The sequence below is a fragment of the Akkermansiaceae bacterium genome (genome assembly GCA_019634595.1).
Taxonomy (GTDB): domain Bacteria; phylum Verrucomicrobiota; class Verrucomicrobiia; order Verrucomicrobiales; family Akkermansiaceae; genus Luteolibacter.
In genome coordinates, this window is record JAHCBC010000003.1 from 1 (window position 1) to 20,128 (window position 20,128).

General features: G+C 62.5%; 17 protein-coding genes. 6 read left to right on the top strand and 11 right to left on the bottom strand.

Features of this window, described 5'->3' with window-relative positions:
• Positions 1-262 precede the first annotated feature (262 nt).
• Positions 263-1,675 carry a right-handed parallel beta-helix repeat-containing protein gene (locus tag KF712_10680; GenBank protein ID MBX3741447.1) on the bottom strand — a complete coding sequence of 471 codons (1,413 nt, stop codon included), beginning with the start codon at positions 1,673-1,675 and terminating at the stop codon, positions 263-265.
• 83 nt (positions 1,676-1,758) lie between these two features.
• Between KF712_10680 and KF712_10685 the strand changes: the two genes are divergently transcribed.
• The 3 genes from KF712_10685 to KF712_10695 all read left to right on the top strand — a co-directional run bounded on the left by KF712_10685 (position 1,759) and on the right by KF712_10695 (position 4,229).
• Complete coding sequence (locus KF712_10685) at positions 1,759-2,331, top strand: lipocalin family protein (protein MBX3741448.1); 573 nt, start codon at positions 1,759-1,761, stop codon at positions 2,329-2,331.
• An 89-nt stretch (positions 2,332-2,420) separates the two neighbouring features.
• Positions 2,421-3,956, top strand: coding sequence for a YifB family Mg chelatase-like AAA ATPase (locus KF712_10690; protein MBX3741449.1), 1,536 nt, complete (start codon positions 2,421-2,423; stop codon positions 3,954-3,956).
• A gap of 117 nt (positions 3,957-4,073) precedes the next feature.
• Positions 4,074-4,229, top strand: coding sequence for a hypothetical protein (locus KF712_10695; GenBank protein MBX3741450.1), 156 nt, complete (start codon positions 4,074-4,076; stop codon positions 4,227-4,229).
• A gap of 648 nt (positions 4,230-4,877) precedes the next feature.
• On the opposite strand, the gene KF712_10700 is transcribed toward KF712_10695, so the two are convergent.
• Entirely contained in the window at positions 4,878-5,372 is a 495-nt protein-coding gene (locus KF712_10700) for a MarR family transcriptional regulator (protein MBX3741451.1), read from the bottom strand.
• A gap of 135 nt (positions 5,373-5,507) precedes the next feature.
• On the opposite strand from KF712_10700, the gene KF712_10705 reads away from it, so the two are divergent.
• Both KF712_10705 and KF712_10710 read left to right on the top strand, forming a co-directional pair.
• A complete protein-coding gene (locus KF712_10705) occupies positions 5,508-6,479 on the top strand; it encodes an alpha/beta hydrolase (protein MBX3741452.1) in 972 nt (323 codons plus the stop codon).
• Positions 6,480-6,516: 37 nt separating this feature from the next.
• Positions 6,517-7,302, top strand: a complete 786-nt coding sequence (locus tag KF712_10710) for an alpha/beta hydrolase (protein MBX3741453.1) — start codon at positions 6,517-6,519, stop codon at positions 7,300-7,302.
• 130 nt (positions 7,303-7,432) lie between these two features.
• On the opposite strand, the gene KF712_10715 is transcribed toward KF712_10710, so the two are convergent.
• The 7 genes from KF712_10715 to KF712_10745 all read right to left on the bottom strand — a co-directional run bounded on the left by KF712_10715 (position 7,433) and on the right by KF712_10745 (position 15,872).
• Entirely contained in the window at positions 7,433-9,010 is a 1,578-nt protein-coding gene (locus tag KF712_10715; GenBank protein MBX3741454.1) for a glycerol-3-phosphate dehydrogenase/oxidase, read from the bottom strand.
• A gap of 29 nt (positions 9,011-9,039) precedes the next feature.
• On the bottom strand, positions 9,040-10,398 hold the full coding sequence (locus tag KF712_10720; GenBank protein ID MBX3741455.1) for an MFS transporter: 1,359 nt from the start codon (positions 10,396-10,398) through the stop codon (positions 9,040-9,042).
• 6 nt (positions 10,399-10,404) lie between these two features.
• Positions 10,405-11,313 carry a hypothetical protein gene (locus KF712_10725; GenBank protein MBX3741456.1) on the bottom strand — a complete coding sequence of 303 codons (909 nt, stop codon included), beginning with the start codon at positions 11,311-11,313 and terminating at the stop codon, positions 10,405-10,407.
• Positions 11,314-11,320: 7 nt separating this feature from the next.
• Positions 11,321-12,451 (bottom strand): metallophosphoesterase, encoded by a 1,131-nt coding sequence (locus KF712_10730; protein MBX3741457.1) that lies wholly within the window; start codon positions 12,449-12,451, stop codon positions 11,321-11,323.
• Between the two features lie 8 nt (positions 12,452-12,459).
• Positions 12,460-13,266, bottom strand: coding sequence for an HAD-IIA family hydrolase (locus KF712_10735; GenBank protein ID MBX3741458.1), 807 nt, complete (start codon positions 13,264-13,266; stop codon positions 12,460-12,462).
• A 62-nt stretch (positions 13,267-13,328) separates the two neighbouring features.
• The gene (locus KF712_10740; GenBank protein ID MBX3741459.1) at positions 13,329-14,402 is read right to left on the bottom strand and encodes a PEP-CTERM sorting domain-containing protein; all 1,074 of its coding nucleotides are present in this window, start codon (positions 14,400-14,402) and stop codon (positions 13,329-13,331) included.
• Positions 14,403-14,477: 75 nt separating this feature from the next.
• A complete protein-coding gene (locus tag KF712_10745) occupies positions 14,478-15,872 on the bottom strand; it encodes an alkaline phosphatase (protein ID MBX3741460.1) in 1,395 nt (464 codons plus the stop codon).
• Between the two features lie 210 nt (positions 15,873-16,082).
• Between KF712_10745 and KF712_10750 the strand changes: the two genes are divergently transcribed.
• Entirely contained in the window at positions 16,083-17,027 is a 945-nt protein-coding gene (locus KF712_10750; protein ID MBX3741461.1) for a hypothetical protein, read from the top strand.
• 15 nt (positions 17,028-17,042) lie between these two features.
• Here the strand turns inward: KF712_10750 and KF712_10755 are convergent, their stop codons facing one another.
• Together KF712_10755 and KF712_10760 are read right to left on the bottom strand one after the other, a co-directional pair.
• Positions 17,043-18,701, bottom strand: a complete 1,659-nt coding sequence (locus KF712_10755) for a ribulokinase (GenBank protein MBX3741462.1) — start codon at positions 18,699-18,701, stop codon at positions 17,043-17,045.
• Positions 18,698-20,110, bottom strand: a complete 1,413-nt coding sequence (locus KF712_10760; GenBank protein ID MBX3741463.1) for an FAD-dependent oxidoreductase — start codon at positions 20,108-20,110, stop codon at positions 18,698-18,700. The genes KF712_10755 and KF712_10760 overlap by 4 nt, the downstream gene beginning before the upstream one ends.
• Positions 20,111-20,128: the final 18 nt, after the last annotated feature.

Sequence of the window (20,128 nt, forward strand, 5' to 3'; positions counted from 1 at the left end):
ATTTTGGGAGAAGTCTCACCATCCCTTTCTTCATCTGTGTCCATCCGTGTCCATCCGTGGTTCTATTTCTCTCCCTAATGTAGGAGCCTTGCGGCGACGTGCATGCACTGGGAGTGCTGGTCTCCGGACCGGCATCATTTGCTGTCGATGAGGACCGCGGAGCGGGAAGAGATGACCACCCGGCCGGCCAGTCCGCCTTTCAGCTCCGGCCGATCCGCCCTACCATGATCCGGTAAAAAACCGGCCTCTCCACCACCGCCCTTCACGGCTGGCCGACCGGAGCGAATGCACCCGGAACCGCCCGCGATGCCCCCGCCCGCTCCCGGTGCTGTTGGTGCGGCACGTATTCATGGGCCACCTCCCCCGCGCGCCCGGCACCATCACCCCGGGGAAACGCGGCGAGCGGCGAGCCGGCGCGTGGCCGGAAATCCTGGCGGTCTGGATCCATGAACCCGGGATCTCCCCCGAACCGGACTCCCTCCGATCCCGGAAGTCCATCCGCCGTGATGCCGGGGCTGACATCACAGCGCGCGGACAACCAGCAATGGCGCAGCGCCAGATTTCCCGGGGACCCCAGAAGCTGGAGCTTCGCGCCGGGCTCCTGCACATGGACCACATTCCGGAAACACTCCACGGACTCCCCGGCGGAGGACAGCCGGAACAGGGTGGTGATCCCCTTCCGCCCGGAAATGACGGTGTTGTGGTGGAAGCGGAGCACACCGCCGCGGTACCAGCCCTCGTTACCACTATCCCCGCCGTAGTGGACGATCTGGTTGTTGCCGTCCCCCTCCCGCTCGATGAGGACGTTGCCATGCACATGGGTGGTGCGGTAACGTGGATCCGCCCGGATGCTTTCATGGTCGGACCCGTCCACCAGGTCGAGCTGGCGGTTCCCGCCCTCCAGCCAGTTATGGCGCACGACCAGACCGGCGGACCGGTCCTTGAGATTGTTGCCGCCACACCCGTCCCGGAGAGGCCCGAAGCGGTTGTACTGGTAGATGATCCCGTGGGTGGCGGTGTAGGAATTGTGCTCCGCGATGCTGCCCTCGATGCCGTTGCCGAAGATATGACAGGACTCCACCAGGATGTCCCGTGTCTGGTAGGCGGTCATCAGCCCGTTGCCGCTGTCCTCCAGGGTGCAGCCGCGGATGGTGATGTGCTCTCCCTTTTCAATGTAGATGGAGGCGGCATTCCGCGGATACTCCCGCCGCCCTTTGCGACCGGTGAAAGCGTGCGGTGGACGCGCACCGCGGATGTGCAGGTTCTCCAGCACCAGATGAGCCGGCTCCAGATCCGCGGGCCGGTTGGCCCCGCCGATCTTGATCACCGCGCGGTCCTCCGCCCAGAAATCAAGCTCCGTCCGGGTGACCGCCCCGTCCCCCTCGATCACCGGCAGCGCCCCCTGCTGGTCCGGCACCCCCAGCACGCGGATGGGCCGTTCCGCCTCACCACGGACACACAGCACCCATTTGGCACGATACGGTTCTTTCCGCGCGTGGATGCGGACGACATCCCCTGCCAGCAGTGATTCCCAGGGAACTTCCCCCGGCTCCCCCAATGGCATGCCGGGCCCCACCTCGTAGGTGGCCGCACGCAGGCCGCACGCTGTCGTCGCAAGGACTGACACCAGAAGGATGGGGATGCGGCCCGTCAGCGTGCGGAAGCTCCGTTTCATGTCTTCCGGAAAGATCGGATACTCCGCAGGCAAAGGGCAAGATTTCCTCTGTCAGATCCGCGATTCCATGCCATGGGTAAGGCATGTCCCGTACCCTCATCCTGCTGACTGTCCTGTCCGCAACCGCCCTCCTCACCTCCTGCGGCGCCAACAGCCCCGCCGCCGCGCATCCGCCGCTGAAGACCGAGCCGAAGGTCTCCGCCGACCGCTACCTGGGCAAATGGTACGAGGTCGCCCACTTCCCGCAATGGTTCCAGAAAGGCTGCGTCTCCGCCACGGCTGACTATTCCCAGAACAAGGACGGCACCATCGGCGTGCTGAACACTTGCTTCCGCGCGGACGGCAGCCAGCGCTCCATCACCGGCGTGGCGGAACCGGTGGACGCGTCCAACAACCGGCTGCGCGTCCGCTTTCCCGGCAACTTCTTCGCCCGCCTGGCCCCCGTGCCGGAGGACGGGAACTACTGGATCATCGACGTCACCCCGGACTACCAAAACGCCATTGTCGGCACACCGGACCGCCAGTTCCTCTGGTTCCTCTCCCGCTCCCCCACCATCCCGCAGGCCCGGTTCGACCGCATGAAAGCCATCGCCGCGGAGCAGGGATTCGATCTCAACAAGCTGGTGGTGGACCAGCACACGCGCATCACCCGCTGACGGGCAGTCAGGTGGGGCAAGGCTCCGGGGAGGATGGCGTCTTGCGGCTTGCCATCCTCCATTCCGTTCCGCAGGGTTCCATTGTTCACATGATCACCCGTCTTTTCTCAGCCGCCCTGCGCGGAGTCGATGCGCAGGAAGTGGAGGTGGAGGTCAACGCCCGCGGCGCTGACAAGCCGCTGATCACCATCGTCGGCCTCCCGGACACCTCCGTGAAGGAGTCCTCCCAGCGCGTGACCTCCGCCATTTCCGCATCCGCGCTGTCCTATACGGACGGGGTGAACACCGTGAACCTGGCCCCTGCGGATGTGAAAAAGGAAGGCCCTTCCTTTGACCTGCCCATCGCCCTCGCCATGGCTGCCGCAAATGTCCTGCAGCCGTTCAATGCGGAGGACTGCTGCGTCGTCGGGGAGCTGGGGCTGGACGGCACCGTGCGCCCGGTGAAGGGCGTCCTTTCCATCGCCCTGGAAGCGAAGCGCCGCGGCAGGAAACGCCTGCTGGTCCCGGACGCGAACGCCGCGGAGGCCGCCATCGTCGATGGCATCGACGTCATCCCCATCCGCAACCTGCGGCAGGCATGGGACTTCCTCCAGAGCGATCACATCATCCCTCCGTTCAAGCTGGACCGCCGCGCTTTCTTCGAATCCCACCGCCACTACGACATCGACTTCGACGAGGTGAAAGGCCAGCACCACGTCAAGCGCGCGCTGGAGGTGGCCGCCGCCGGCAACCACAATCTTCTGATGGTAGGCCCGCCGGGAACGGGCAAGTCGATGCTCGCCAAACGCGTCCCCACCATCATGCCGGACATGACGGAGGACGAAGCCATCGAAACAACCAAGATCCACTCCATCACCGGCCTGCTCGATCCAAAGCGCGCCTTCCTCACCACCCGGCCGTTCCGCGCCCCGCACCACACCATCTCCGATGCCGGCCTGCTCGGCGGCGGCACCAATCCCGGCCCCGGCGAGGTGTCCCTCGCCCACCATGGCATCCTCTTTCTCGACGAGCTTCCGGAGTTCCGCCGCCAGACGCTGGAAGTCCTCCGCCAACCGCTGGAAGACGGCACCGTCTCCATCTCCCGCGCCGCCGGTTCCTTCCTCTTCCCCGCCCGCTTCCTCCTCGTCGCCGCGCTCAACCCCTGCCCGTGCGGCTACTACGGCGACATCAAGCGCGAGTGCCGCTGCTCCCCGCGGCAGATCGAGAACTACCGCCAGCGTATTTCCGGCCCCTTGCTCGACCGCATCGACCTCCATGTCGAGGTGCCGCTCGTCGATTTCAAGGAACTGTCCTCACAGGCCCCCGGCGGCGAGAAATCCTCCGTCATCCGTGAGCGCGTCGTCGCCGCTCGCAACATCCAGCTCGGGCGCTTTGGCAAAGCCAGCATCACCAGCAACGCCGCGATGACCCCGCGCCTCGTCCGCCAGCACTGCAAGCTGGACGCGGAGAGCAACGGCTATCTGGAGCACGCCATGGAGCAGATGAACTTCTCCGCCCGCGCCCACGACCGCATCCTGAAGGTCGCCCGCACCCTGGCGGACCTAGGCGGCTCCGAAAGCATCCGCCCGCAGGATGTGCTGGAGGCCATCCAATACCGCGCGCTGGACAGGAAGTTGTTTTCGTAAAGGCGGCAGCCATCGCAAGATGGCGGGTGCCCGGTTTTCTCCGGCGGAGGCCAAAGCGTCGCCCACCCCTATCAGATCGCAGGATCAGCCGCCTGGATCGATGACTCCACCTGGCAGATGCTCTGGCGCTACATCGAAACCCCGCATTCCGATCAGATCACCTGCCGGTTCGAAGAAGACACCCGCAAGATCACCATCAGCTTCCTGAACAGCATCAGCCGCATTACCAAAGCCAAAGACCAGCGTCCCACCCTGGTCGGTCGTATCGCCTAGTCCCGTCAGGCCCTCCTTCATCCGCTCCCATGAAGCGTGGCCCCGGATCACCATTCTAGTGAACGCCCTGGGACTTCATTTGGAGAATGTAATCCAAGATCTTCTTGCCATCGGCTTGGGAAATACCCGCATGTTTCGCCATGACAGGGACCGTATTCTTCCACTTTCCGACCGACAGAGTAGCCGGGTGCGCTTGCTGGTGACATCGAAAGCATTTGCTTGCGTATAGATCGTATCCGGGATGAGACGTGTTGTCCGCCGTCTTCACTGGCTCAAAGGGGAGGATGGGATCGAACGGCACCCCAGGTTTTTGGGTATCCTGGTTACCACAGGAGCTCAGCCAGCCGGCGAAAAAGGAGAGCATGAGAAATCGCCGGGTGAACAACATGATTTTGGACATCAAAGCCATTATAGGCGGTTCGACCCGCATCACAATCTTCGCTTTTTCCGGGAGGCGAGAAATTCTGGTGGTGATATCACCGCGAAAATCCGGTCCGTGGAAAACCGGAGTTCGTCATTGGATCGGAAAGCCCGACTCCCATGCAGAGGAGCATGGTTGCACGGTCTGAGGCACTCACCGGAAATCCCCGGGTTCCCAACCGTCCGATTTTCAGGGACGACGTCGGCAATCGGTTTGGCCAACAATATCTAACCATTTTTTGCGTCCGATGTCTTGAGCAAATTATCGCGCAACGTGATCAAATCTTTCTGCAATCGGGTGAAGGCCTCATAGGTCAATCCCGTGGCTTCGATCACACGGTTGCGGCCACAGAAGGCTTTCTCAAAAAGAGCTTGGCCCTTTTCGGTCAAAGAGAGACGGACCTGTCGTTCATCGCTGGAATCCCGACGGCGGGTGACGTAGCCTGCCGATTCCATCCTCTTCAGCATGGGAGTAAGGGTGCTTGATTCGAGAAAAAGCTTTTCCCCCAACCGGCCGACGGTCTGGCCCTCTTCTTCCTTGAGGGCAACCAAGGCCGCGTATTGCGAATAGGTGATTCCCAGTTCGGAAAAAAGCGGTTTGTAGACTCGATTGAAGGCGAGATTGGTCGAGTAAATGGCGAAACACAGGAAATCCCCGAGGTTGGCCGCCAAGGATCCGTCATTTTCTTTTTCGTTCTTACTCAATGTTTTGCGTGGCTTCATAGGATGCTGTCGGCAGCGGATCAAAATTAAATCGCACACAATTTAATCGTAAAGTGTTGACGAGTCAAAAAATACGATTAATTATATCGCACACGATTTAATCGTAAGAACCATAACGAAACAGGACTCACGGTCATGAACGCCATCGATCCATCCACCGATTCCCGAGTCGAACGTCGCGTCCGCGATTTCCTCCACATCCTCAACTCCGCTGGCGGCCCGCCGCTGGAAACCCTGGCTCCGGCGGAAGCACGCCAGGTCCTTGCAGGCGCCCAGGCAGGCGCGGCCTTGCCCTCCGCTGAAGTGGAGCAGAAAACCATTTCGCAGGATGGGCTTGAAGTCAGCCTGCACATCGTCCGGCCATCCGGCGCCTATCCGACTGAACTCCGCCCCGCCTTCCTCTTCATTCACGGCGGCGGCTGGATTCTCGGCGACTTCCCGACCCATGAGCGCTTCGTGCGCGATCTGGTGGCGGACACGGGTTACACCGCCATCTTCGTAAATTACACCCCTTCGCCCGAAGTGCGGTATCCGACAGCGATCCACGAGATCCACGCCGCTGCGAAATGGGTGGCCGCGCACGGCCCGGAAATCGGCGTCGATGCCAGCCGCCTGGCCATCGCGGGCAATAGCGCCGGCGGCAACATGAGCGCCGCCGTTTCCCTGCTGGCCGCGCACGAAGGCGGGCCGGAGTTCCGTGCCCAGGTTCTCTTCTGGCCTGTGACGGATGCCAGCTTTGACACCGGTTCCTACCACGAGTTCGCCAGCGGCTACTTTCTTTCGCGTGGCATGATGCAGTGGTTCTGGGACGCCTACACCACCGATCCTGCCCAGCGGCAGGAAATTTACGCCTCCCCGCTGCAAGCCACCGCCAGCCAGCTTCGCGGCCAGCCTCCCGCGCTGGTGCAGGTCGCCGGAGCCGATGTCCTGCGCGACGAAGGCCTGGCTTATGCCAACAACCTCGATGCGGCGGGAGTGGACGTCACGCTCGTGCGTTACGAGAGCATGGTCCACGACTTCGGCTTGCTGAACGCCCTCAGCGAAATCCCCGCCGTGCGCGACAGCCTCCATCAGGCCGCGGAGTTCCTCCGCAAACACCTCGGCTGATCCCTCTCCTTATCAACAACAAATCACAAACAAAAATATGAACGCAAAAAGCATCATCATCAGTTCCGTGCTCGGCGCGGCCTCCATCATCCATGCCGGTGCCCAAGCTCCACCCGCCGAACCCGCCGCGCGGGTTAAAAACGTCGTTCTCGTGCACGGTGCCTTCGCCGATGGCTCCGGTTGGCGCGGCGTCTATGACGAACTCACCGCCAAAGGCTATTACGTCACCATCGTGCAAAACCCGCTGACTTCATTGGCGGACGATGTCGCCGCCACAAAGCGCATTCTCGCCCGGCAGAACGGCCCCGCCATCCTTGTCGGCCATTCCTACGGGGGAACCGTGATCACCGAAGCCGGGGTCGATGAAAAAGTCGCGGGTTTGGTCTATATCTCCGCGCTTGCTCCCGATGCCGGGGAATCGACCGGAGATCAGTTCGCGGAGATCCCGCCGCCGCCGGAGTTCGTCATCGAACCCGGGCCGGATGGCTTCGGCTTCGTGAATCTGGAAAAATTCAAACAGGGCTTCGCCAACGACACCACGAATGCGGACGCCGCCTTCCTGCGAGACTCTCAGGTGCCCATCAACATGGCGATCTTCGGCACGAAAGTCACCCAAGCCGCCTGGCGCGTCAAACCGAGCTGGTTCATCGTCGCCACCCAGGACAACGCCATCGCCCCCAAGCTGCTGCGCAAAACCGCGAACAAGATCGGCGCGGAAACCGTTGAAATCGAAGCCAGCCACGTTCCCTTCATCAGCAAGCCGAAGGAGGTCGCGGCCGTGATCGAGAAAGCCGCGCAAACCGTCCTGAAAACGACGAAGTGACGCTACGGGAGAAAACAGGCGGGACCTCCGGGGTCCCGCCACACAGACAGCGAAAAGAAAAGCAGCCCTTGAGATTAAATCCGGAAGTCAGCGCCTTGGCGTCAAAATCCATTGTTTCCGTCATCTCCCCTCAATCCATGCGCTCGTTCTTTTGCGGATTTCCAGGGACCGATATCCCACCTGGCTGGTGTTCCACACAGCTACCGAAATAAGTGGAACCACAATATCCTGCCGCGACCCTCCGGTAGTCCGCGATCTGGTCCGTGATCCATTGCGCCCCCTTGCCAAGCTCCTCCGCCATCAGGCGGGCAACCCTTTCAGCCCCGGCCATGCTCCCCACGGCATCCAGCAGCAGCCACCTGCTCCGCCTGGCAAGCACGTCTTCCACCGTCCGCGCCATTTCCTCATGCACAAACCTTCTGATCCGCTCTCCGGACAAGCTCAGGTGCTGGTCGTCCACGGCTTGTTCCGGCGCGGCCGGCATCCCCCCGTGGCTGCCATCGAGAAGTACGAGGTCCGCCGTATTGCACTGCTTCCCGGCGAGGCCTCCGACCGCCTCCCCGCGATCCACGACATCTTCCGCCATCTTCCGGTAGGTCGTCCACTTGCCACCGGTCACCGTCAGGAGGCCCCCACCGGAGACCACGATGGTATGATCCCGGGAAAGTGATGCCGTGGTGGCGGTTCCTCCGGCTTTCACCAACGGTCGCAGACCGGCGAAGACGCTCAACACATCGGAGGGTTTCGGTGCTTCCGTGAGATACTTTTCAGCGTGAGCCATCAGGAAGGACACCTCCTCTCCAAGTGCCCTTGGCTCCAGGGAAGCCGCCTGAACCGGGGTATCGGTCGTTCCCAGAACCACGCGGTCATGCCAAGGCAGCGCGAAGAGAACCCTGCCATCATCGGTTTTCGGGATCATGATCGCATCTCTTCCAGGAAGAAACCGCTTGGGCAGGACGAAGTGAATCCCCTGGCTGACGGAAACCATGGGGGAAGCCCCCGCCTCCTCTTTCGCCCTCAATTCATCAACAAAGACCCCCGTGGCATTGATCACGCACTTGGCATGGATCGGGAAACTCCGGCCCGTCTCCGTATCAAGCGCGAGGATGCCCCTCACCTTCCCTTCCTCCCTGATGAACTCCACACACCGGACATAGTTCAGGACTTTCGCCCCGCGGGACGCCGCTGTGCGGGCCAGCGCGACCGCCAATCTCGAGTCATCGAACTGGCCGTCGTGATATAGGACGCCGCCCATCAATCCCGCCTTCCTCACCGTCGGTATTCTCCGCAGGGTTTCCTCACGGTTGAGGAGGAGGCTTTTACCGAAACTCAGGCGACCGGACAGGAGATCATAGAACTTCATCCCCGCTCCGTAGAGCACCTGGTCGGATCTCCGGTAGATCGGGATCACGAAATTCAGATCACGGACCAACCCCGGCGCGTTGCTCCTCATCCGCCCCCGTTCCCGAAGCGCATCCCGCACCAGCGCGAGATTCCCCTGTTTGAGATACCTCACCCCGCCATGAACCAGCTTGGTCGAGCGGGATGAAGTCCCCTTCGCGAAATCCGCCTGCTCGACCAATACGACCGAATGACCACGGGAAGCGGCGTCCAGCGCCACCCCCAATCCTGTCGCTCCGCCACCCACCACACAGAAATCAAACCGCCGTGTGTCCATCACCTCTCCCAAGATACAATCCCTGTTCATATGATATTTCCGTCAACTCCCTGTCCGGGTCAGCCCTTCTTCCTGTCCTCGTAGCCATGCGCACCGGCGAACCATGTCAGCATGAAAAGCACGGTTCCGATGGCGCTCGCGCCCAGGATCAACATAATGCCCCCGTTCCACCCCGCCGTTTCCACCACATGCCCCATGCCCCAGCCCGAAATCACGGTGCTGGCATAGCCGAAGATACCAGTGAAGCCCGCGGCCGTGGCCGCAGCGCGCTTTGTCGCAAGATTCGCCACGGCAATGCCGATGAGCGCCTGCGGCCCATAAATGAAGAAGCCTCCCGCGCACAGGCAGATGGTGGCGGGAACGGTCGAACCGGAGGGAAGGTTCCAGAACAACCAGAGCGAAACACCGGCCAATACCATACAGAAAAGACAGACCCTGCCCCCCCGGCCGCCGAAGACCCGGTCGGTCAGCCACCCGGCGAGCAGCATACCCGCCACACCTGATATCTCGAACGCCGCCACGATTCCCGCAGCGTGGGAGATATCATATCCCTTCGCCTCTTTCAGCATCGTCGGCCCCCAGTCCAGGATGCCGTAGCGCACGATATATACGAAGAAATTCGCCAGGGCGAAAATCCAGATGAACGGATTTCCAAACACCTTCTTCCTCAACACCCCCTTTGATTCCTTGGAATGAGGAGCATTTTCCGCGCTCTCGGTACCCGCCACCTCTGGCAGCCCCACTGATGGCGGGGTGTCCCTCAGAACCATCCACAGATAGATGGCGCCGAACAAAGCGATGACCGCCGGAACGAGGAAACACCAACGCCAGCCGAGCGAAGCAAGATAGCCGCACAGCACCGCGGTGAGCCCCGCGCCGACCGAATGGGAGGTATTCCACACAGACATCCGGGAAGCGAGCACGGCAGGCGGGAACCAATGTGTCATGAGCCGGGCACACGGTGGAAACCCCATACCCTGCACCCAGCCGTTGAGAACCCAGAAAACCCCCAGCGTCATCACCGAGGAACCGAGACCGAAACCGACATTCATCAGCGCGGACAGCAGCAACCCCACCGCCATCATCGCGCGGGCGTTCGAGCGGTCCGCCAGCATCCCGTTGGCGAAGCGGGACAAGCCATAGACCAGTCCGTGCAACGTAAGGAAGATGCCGAGATCCGTTTTCGAGATACCCAGTTCTTCCTGCATCGCCGGCATGGCGAAACTCAGGTTCTTGCGGACGAAGTAATAGATCGCGTAGCCGATCATGGTGGACACGAGGATCCTGCGCCGCCACTGCCGGTAGCCTCCGGCAATCTCCTCCTCACCGTGATATGCGGGAGGAATCGCCGGAGACGGTTGGAAAATCCGCCATAGCCAACCGGTCGCACCCGGCCCGGTGGATGTCTTGCGCTCCATTCTGGATCAGTTGGGAGTTGCCGCCGCTTTCGGAACGTGGTTCCGCACCGCCTTCAGCGTGACATCCGGGTGATCGGACGCGAACGAGACGACTCCCAGATCCATGAGCTGGTGATAGATTTCCGGGGTATTCGCCTTCCATGGCAGAGACTGGAAGACGATTCCGCGTCCCGCGAATTCCTCCCCCGCCGCCTTCAGGAACGCGCGTGACGGGGAGAACGGCTCCCCATCTTTCAAATCCTTCGCGTCGCCCGGCAGGCGGACATGGAGCTGGATCTGGGTGACCCCCTCGAAACCCGCGTCCCTCAGCTCCCCGATCCGCTTCTTCTGGGCCTCCTCCGTTCCGCCGATCCAGACGAGCGTGTCCGAGTCCGGGACAAGCTTCTTCCAGTCCCGGATGATCTGGTAGCGGGTGGAGGCGAGCACGACCTGCCCGCCGATGCCCATGCCTGTCACCTCCGCCGCCAGCTTGGCGAGATCCACTTCCTTGATGTCCAGGTAGAGGTGCCGCTCCGGATTCCCCTGCATGCGGGCGAAGACGTCCTTCAGTTTCGGAACGCGCTGGCCCTCGTGCTCCTTCCCCTTCCATGATCCCACATCCAGCCTGGAAAGCTCCTCGTACGTGAGATCCTTCACCCCCTTGCCTTCCAGTTCAGGCCCGGCGTCCTTCACCACACGCTTGAAATCCTTGTCATGGAAGGCGACCAGCACCCCGTCCTTCGTTTCCCTCACATCCGCCTCCGGATAGGTGCCCATCTCCCAGCCGAGTTCGAACGCCTCCATGGTGTTGTCCGTGGAGAGTTCGCCCGCGCCGCGATGGCTCTGGATGATGAATTTCCCGTCCCCGGCAGCACCTGCGGGCGCGGACAGCAGCACGCACATGGCGGCGATGGCTTTGATTTTTCTGATTCTCATGATTCTGTCAGAGTTCGAGGGTGAAATCCTGGTCCGGCCCGGAGAGCCAATGATCATACCAGGGCGAATAGGTCCTGACGCGGACCGTCCTGCCGTCCGGGTGGAACTGCATGAGCCGCAGATAGCCGGAATACCGGGGGGACAGCTTCCCCTTCTTCTGGTAGTTCGCGGCGATCTGATGCACCGTTTGCCCGCCGGCCCCCTTCATCGGCAGATGGCCGACACCGGTCCCACCGATGTGGCCGTTCAGGACCATGATGACGTTGGGATGGAGGGAGGTGAACTTGTCCCAGATGCCCTGCCCGTCGTTCACCGAGCGGGTGGCTTTCAGGAGACGGAAAGCGGAGTTCACCGAGATGAGCTTGTCGAGATCCTCCTTGGCGTCCGCGGCGGGAGGCCTCCCCGAATCCCTGGAGGCCTTGAGAAGAAGCTCCTCATGCCTGCCCGCCTTCCACAGGGTCACGGAGTCATCGAGCTGGCCGTTCCGGTTGACGTTGGCATGGGTCACGAGGATGATCTTCCGCCCTGCATCCTTCCGCGCGACTTCGTTCGCCCATTCCAGCACCTCGTCGCGGGGCCAGAACTCCAGGGAGAGCAGCAGATACTTCCCGGTCGGCGCATCGAACCGGTGCCAGCTGTTCTCCAGCTTTCCGGGTTCGAAAAGCCCGTATTCCGCGCTGTTGGAGTAGTCCGCCACGCTGAAAAATTCGTTCAGCCTGGTGAAGCGTGAATCGCTGCGGATCTTTTCACCGATGTCATGGTTTCCGGTCAGCAGTGAATATGGGATCTTCGCGTCGTGGAGGGGTTTCATCGCCTTCCGCGCGACCTCCCACTCCTGCGGCACGTTGTCCTGCGTCACATCCCCCTCATGGGCGACGAAGAGGATGCGGTGCGCATCCCTATTCCTGACGATCCAGTCCGTCTGCCGGAAATACACATCCGGATAACGCTGGGTGTAATATTGCGTGTCAGGCAAGACCGCGAGCGTCCATGTGCCGGGCGGCGCTCCGGCCGGCGTTGCCGGGGTTTCCGCGGCATATGCCGGTTGCGGAGCTTCCTGCTGTTGCGCGGAGGCGGGGATGCCCGGCAGGACGAGAACGGCAAGCGCCGCGAATTTCCCGATGATGTCGATTTTCATGTGTCTGATCATCTCGCTTTCTCCAGCCATTCCCCGAGGACCGCGATGTTCTCCAGCACGAGGTCGGGCCGGTGTTCCTCTTTCCGCACGTCTTCCAGGGTCGCCTCGCCGGTGAGGACCAGCACGCCCAGCGCCCCGGTGCGGCGGGCCATTTCGATGTCGGTGTAAAGACGGTCCCCCACCATCGCCAACTGGGAGGCGGAGATGCCATTCCGCACGCAGAGGGCGGTGAGCATCCCCGCGGAAGGCTTTCCTGGAACCACATCCGGGCTTCTGCCGGTGGCGGCGCGGAGCATTTCGCAGATCGCGCCGCAGTCTATCATGACCGTGGGCTGGTCGGTGGGGCACACCATGTCCGGATGGGTCGCCAGATAGGGAAGCCCGCGGCTGATCCACCATGCGGCCTTGCAAAGATCGGCGTAGGAAGGATCCGTGTCGAAGGCCACCAGCACGGCCTCCGGTTCCTCATCTCCGGAGACAACGGGAAAACCGGCCTGCCTGACCTCTCCCTTCATGCTCTCCGTGCCGATGACGAACAGCTTCCGGCCTTCCCCATAATGGGCGCGGAGGTGGGCGAGGGTCGCGTCCGTGGACGAGTGGATCTGGTCCGGCAGCACTTCCAGCCCCATGCCAGCCAGCTTGGCCACATAGTCCGCACGGCTTTTCGAGGAGTTGTTCGTGAGGAACGAACAGCCGATCCCCAGCCGCTCCATCCGCAGCAGGAAATCCTCCGTGAAAGGAAAAATACTGGAACCACAGTAGATGGTCCCGTCCATATCCAGCGCGACATGGGTGATCCCCCGCAGGCGGACCATGGCATCCGCCCCTTCCACCGCCGTCATCCCGCCCGCGGCTCCTTGAGTGGTCATTCCCCCACTCACGCCACCATTCCCTCCCGGAGTTCCACGGTTTTCCTGCGCCGCAGGGACACCAACAGAGCGCCACCCACGCCGCAGAGCAGGAGTCCACCCGGTTCCGGCACCGCGACCATACCCTGGAAGGTATATCCGTCCGGCGCGGTGCCGAGGATGGCGAGCCCTTCAAATCCAGTGCCGTTCCACGTGACGGTTCCGAATTTGTCCGTGCCGGAGAAGAACAGCCGTGCCCCACCGTCCCCTTGGTCGATGAGGGAAAGCGCCGATGTTCCGGCACTGGTGGTGGAGATCATGGTCAGCAGATTCCAGCCCGCGGTCGGGGTTCCGGCGGACTCATTGTAAAAGACCCGGATCATCTCATTGGTGGCGTCCGTGACGAACAGGTGTTGCTCGCCCAGGAAGGCGAATTGACCGTAATTGGTGGAGGTATCCCATCCGTTTCCAGACAGAGTGGTCCAGGTTCCCGATGCGGTGCTGAGACCGGCGTTCTGGAACTGCAGGATGCCGGTGGCAGCGGTCCGGCTGGCATAAATCCGGTTGTTGTGGAAACCCACGCTGTTCATGGTCAGTTGGTTCGTGCGGAGCGGAGTGACGGAGGATGCTCCATACTCCGCGTAGCCCGGCGAGGCGTTCGTGCCCGTGGTTCCCACCGCGTAGAACCTCTGCCCATCAGGCGACCAGATCTGGTTATAGTTGGAGTTGGTGACCGCCGTGGTGGTATCAAAGGAACGCGTGCCCAGGTTGAAGCTGGTGAAGTAGTTCGTGGTCACCGCCGTGTTCGTGTGGAACATCACCAGGGAGAGGGAGTTCCCGTCGCCCGACAGGGTGGTCTGGGAGCGGTTGGACGCATTGCTGAGCCTGTAGCCGGTGGGAATGACATCGCTGGCCTGCCTGATGGCGGAGGAAGCGGAGGAATCCCAGGAGTAGCGGATGATTTCCGAAGTCCGTCCACCGTCCGCGGTGGAATAGGCCGTGACATAGACGTCATGGAGCGTGGCGGCCCCGCCCTGCCCGGTGAATGACAACAACACACCCGCCACCCAGGCGCGGGCACCACCGCGGAATATCAGCTTCAATTTCATCATGTCTGTTTATTCTGCATAAAAATTCCCCGTCAATCTCTTTTTTTCCGGAACACGGTTACACCTTCGTCACACCGCGATACCGAGGGCTTTGAGAATGAGATCGTGGACCTCGAAGTTGCGGATGAACGCGGGGAAATCCCGGCTGCCGGGACCGTAGGCACAGAGTTCGACGAGTTCCCCGGTATGGCTGCCACTGGTCCAGCCAATGCCGGTGTGGGCCTGGAAGGCCCTGCCGACGCCCGGCTTGAGCCCTTGGGCGAGCTTGAGTTGGTCGGCGTCGAGCTCGATGCCGGTGAACTGTCTGATGGCGGCAGCGAGTTTCGGCCCGCTGAGGGCGCCCAGGCCGTTCTGCTTCATCCACTCGAAGGAGCGGGTGAATCCGCGCATCCGGTCGAAGCAGGCGTTGCTGGCATTGTAGACGCCGGGAGCGAATCCCTGGTCGGCCTTGGCGCTGACTCCGTTCATCTGGATGCCGCCGCAGCCGTGGTCCGTGGTGATGATGAGCAGGGTGTCGGGATTCTCCCCGATGAAGGCGAGCACGGCTCCGATGGCGTCGTCAAAGGCGGCCTGGTCGTGGATGGAGGCGGCGGCGTCGTTCGCGTGGCCGGCGTGATCGATGCGGGCGCCCTCGACCAAGAGGAAGAAGCCGTCCGGGGCATGCCGGAGGCGGTCGAGCGCGGCTTGGGCCATCTCGGCAAGCGTGGGCACCTGCCCGGCGATGGCGGGGACATGGTCGCGGTCGATGCTGAAGGGATGATGGCCTTCCGAAAAGATGCCGAGCATGGGCTTCAGGGCGTCATGCCTGGCGCGCTTCAGGGCCTGGCGGTTGTCGAACACGTCATAGCCGGCGGCGGTGTATTCCTGGCGCAGTTCATCGCCAAAGAATTTCTGTCCTCCACCGAGCAGCACATCCACACGACGGTCGAGATACTGCCGGGCGATGAGGGCTTCATCCGCACGGCTGTCCACATTGGCCGCAAATCCGGCGGGAGTGGCATGGGTGATGGTTGCCGTGGTGACGAGACCGGTCCTGCGGCCGGCCTTCCGCAGTTTCCCATGCAGGGGAGGAACCCCGGTGCCATCGGCGAGGATGTTGAGGACGCCGTTGGGGACACGCCTGCCTCCACCCCAGGCACTGGCGGCGGCGGCGGAGTCTGTCACACAACTGTTGGCGGAAAAGGTTTCCGAGAGGCACCGCACCACAGGCTGCTCCCGGTACAGGCGGTTCCAATGGGCCTCTTTCCGGAGGATGAGGGTCTGGTACTGCCGGGAGAGGGAAAGGGTGCCGTGGTTCATGCCGTCGCTGACCATGAGGATCACGTTGCGGGCGGAACCCAGGTTGGCGGCGGCCTTGCGGGTTGCCGTGGCGGACAGGGATCTGTCCGCGCCGAAGACGGCACCGGCAAGCACCGAGGCACGGAGGAAATCACGACGGGAAGTATGATGGCGGGAAACGGACATGGCGGATCGATCAGAGGAAAGCATGGGTTGGCGAACCGCTTGGGGTCCGCGTCGGGAAATGCCCCATGCCTTTCATTGATGGTATTTTTATTCCGGATAATAATCCACTGTCAAATTCTTTCCCGGAATGGGACGGAACGATCTCCCCCCGCCTGCCCTTTGGCCTTGCTGGTGAATCTCCCCTGCTGTTGGATCGGAGCCGTCGCTTCGATGTCAAATTACTCCGATCACCAACTGCGTCTGGCCGCCAAACTTTACTACATGGACGGCCTCTCCCAGACAGAGGTGGCCAAGTATGTGAACGTATCCCAGGCGCATGTCTCCCGGCTGCTCGCCGTGGCACAGAAGCAAGGGATCGTGCGGATCTTCGTGGATGAGTATGAACCGAGGAACACCGAACTGGAGAACCGGCTGAAGCGGAAATACGGACTGGCGGCAGCGGCGGTGGTGAAAATCTCCCGGACCATGCCCGCACAGAACCTGCGTATGGCGGTGGGGCGTTTCTCCGTCCACTTCGTCTCTTCCTTCATCTCGGACGGCTGCACCATGGCGCTTTCCGGAGGGCGGACGCTGCACGAACTCATCACCCAGCTCCCCCCCGCCGTGCGGAACCTGAAAGGCGTGCTGCAGGCCATGGGGAACGTGGACTCCAACATCACGCCCATCGACGCGCAGGAACTCGGGCGGCTGCTGGCCTCACATTTCCACTCCCCCTTCTACGCCCTGAGTTCGCCCGCCTTCATCATGGACAAGGCGGACCGGGATGCCTTCCTGCGGCTGGACCAGATCAAGGGCATGCGCAAGCGCTTCGATGAAGTGGACCTGGCGCTCGTCGGCATCGGCAGCATGGAGGACTCCGTGTTCATCGAGCGCGGTGTCTTCACCCGGAAGGATCTGCAGGACCTGCGGAAAGCCGGCGCGGTCGGGGAAATCTGCGGACGCTTCTTCGACAAGAACGGAAAGGAATGCGCGACGGTGTGGAAAGACCGCGTCGTCAGCATCGAGATCGACCAGCTGCGGAAGATCCCGAACGTGATCTGCATCATCTCCGGCGTCGAACGCGCGGACGCCCTGCGCGCCGCCATCCGCGGCGGACTCATCAAATCCCTGGCCATCGACGAGACGGTGGCGGAGGCCCTGCTGCAGGAAGATTGAAGGAAACGGGAGGGTTCACCCCGTATTCCGCAAAGCGATGAGATCCTTCATCACCCGCGAGACATCCGTCTCCCGGCCGGTTCCGGAAAACGCGTCATGCAGGGTGCGATAGAGCGTGAAGAGCCGGTCATACGCCAGCATCCGCCGCGGGTCCGGACGGAACGCCGGCACACTGCGGGAGCCCATGGCATCCCGGGCGGCAGAGAGGTCCTTGTGGAAACCGGCGGCGGACGCGGCGGAGATGGCAGCACCGAGCGCACAGGCCTGCCGCGTCTCCGGCACATGGATTTCCACACCCAGCACATCGGAGAGGATGCTCATCGCCACGGCGTTCTTTTCCGCGATGCCTCCCGCACACACCAGTTCCTCCACCACCACACCGTGTTCGCGCAGGCGGTTGATGATCATCCTCGCCCCGAAGGCCGTGGCCTCCATGAGCGCGCGGTAGATCTCGCCCCGCGTGGTGTGCAGCGTCTGCCCGACCAACAGCCCGCCGAGCATGGGGTCCGCGAGGAGGTTGCGGTTGCCGTTGTTCCAGTCCAGCGCGACCACGCCTGACTCCCCGGGTTCCAATGCCGCGGCTTCCTCCGAGATCCGGCGGTAGAGCACGTCATCCCCACCGCAGACTTTCTCGATCCACCATTTGAAGATGTCGCCCACGGCGGACTGCCCCGCCTCCAGCCCGTAGAAACCGGGAAGGATGGCCCCTTCCACCACCCCGCAGATGCCCGGGATGTCCGGAAACCCTCCACCCACCGGCAGCACACAGCAGTCGCAGGACGAGGTGCCGATCACCTTCACCAACCGCCCCGGCTTCACCCCACAGCCGATCGCCCCGTAATGCACGTCGGACTTTCCGATGGCGATGGAAATGCCTTCCCGCAGGCCGAGCGTCTCCGCCCACTCCGCACACAATGAACCCGCTGGGCGGCTCGCGTCGTGCGCTTTCTGATAGAGCCTGTCCCGCAGGGCTTCCAAGGCCGGGTCCAGCGCACGCAGGAACGCGCCGTCCGGCAGCCCACCCCACTGGTCCGAATAGAGCGCCTTGTGTCCGGCCGAGCAGACGCCACGCTGGATCCGCAATGGATCCTCCACGCCCGCGAGCACGGAGGGGATCCAGTCCGCCAACTCCACCCAACTGAATGCCGCGTGGAAGATCTCCGGCGACACATGGAGGCAGTGCCAGATCTTCGCCCAGAACCACTCGGACAGATAGACTCCGCCGCACGCACGGACATACTCCGGCCGCACCTCCAGCGCCAGGCGCGTGATCTCCTCCGCTTCCACCCGCGCGGTGTGGTCTTTCCACAACCAACACTGGGCATCCAGGTGATCCTTCCATCCATCATGGAAAGCCAGCGGAACATTCCGGGCATCCACCGGCAGCGGACTGGAACCGGTGGCCGCCACACCGATGCCACCTATATTCTCCGCCTTGAAATCCGGATACTCCCCCGCCTGCAGCAGCGCCCCTCGGATCGCCTCTTTCAGACCTTCCAGATGGTCCATCGGACTCTGCCGCGCCAGATGGGGATCCTTTCCGTCCAGAAGGATGCCCTGCACCCCACTGGCATAGCCGCACACTCCCGTGCCGATCTCCCGGCCATCGGAAACGTCCACCACCACCGCGCGGACGGAGTTGGTTCCGAAGTCGAGCCCAAGGGTGAAGTTCATTGAACCGCCTCCACAAGAGTTTCCTGATAGGCGCGCAGGTAGGCTCCCTTTTCACGCAACTCCGCCTGGAGGGCGGCGACATCGATCTCCGATGGCGCAACTCCATCACGCACCGCCCGCTTGGCGGCGCGGCCCGCGGCCTCACCCATGGCCATGCATGTCGCCATCACGCGGATCGCCCCCATCGCCTCATGCGTGGTGGAAATGCAGCGGCCAGCCACCAGTAGGTTCTCCACACCCTCCGGCACCAGCGAACGGTATGGGATGTCATAGCAATCACCACACCAGATGAGAGTGCAGCCCTCGTCTCCGGGACGGTGGATGTCGATGGGATAACTGGCCACAGCGATGGCGTCCTCGAAATGACGGCAGCCGAGCACGTCCTCCTGCGTCATCACATACTTGCCGACGATGCGCCGCGTTTCCCGGATGCCGAGGAATGGGGCCGTCTTCGTGAAGTAGGATTTCGAGAAACCGGGGACGTAGCTTTTCAGATAGGTGAAGATGTCATCGATCTGCCGCCGTGCCTCGATCTCGCCCATGGAGAGGCTGCGGGCGTCCGTCCCGTCCACACCTGCCACGCGTGTCATGTTCAGCCATGCTTCTCCCTCACGGAGGCCGGTGATGATGATGGTGCGTTCGTTCGGGATGTTCAGGTTCCTTTCCTCCCGTGCTTTCGCGATCAGCTCGCGCAGTCCCACGACAATGAACTGGTGGTTCTGGCCGAAGTATTCCGCCGGGATGAAGTCCGTGAGATAGGTGCGGGATTGCCCCGCGATGCTCATGCGCAGCTCGTCCGTATCCACGCCCGCCAGGCAGAACATGAGGGTGGGCGGCTGCATGCCTCCGGCACCGTTCCCCTTTTCGCAGGGAACACCGGCCCGGCAGGCCACATCCGCGTCCCCCGTGCAGTCGATGACGACCTTTCCCAAGCACACCTCGCGGCCGCTCTTGCTCTCGGTGATCAGGCCCTTGATGCGGTCCCCCTCCTTCACCACTCCAGCGACGGAGGTGTAGAACACCACATCCACGCCCGCTTCCGTGAGCATCTCCAGCGCCACCGTCTTCACCGCCTCCGGTTCGACCAGGGTGATGCCCATGTGCAGCGGGCAGGGCCGGTGCTCGCTCGCACCATTCCGCTCCTTGAGACGGTCGATGAATTTCTGCGGCAGTCCTTCGATGATCTGGTTCCCCTTCTGGCCGAGGAAGCCGAGCACCGGCAGGCCGATGGTCATGTTTCCTCCGAGAAAACTGCGGCTTTCCAGGAGTCCTACGCGCAATCCGTCCTCCGCCGCCGCGAGCGCGGCGATCAGGCCGGATGGACCGCCACCGGCGATGAGGACATCATATTCCGCACGCACCGGCAGGTACCGGGCGGGCTCTTCGATCAGGGTTGGGTTCTGTGACATGTGATGAAAGGGATGGGG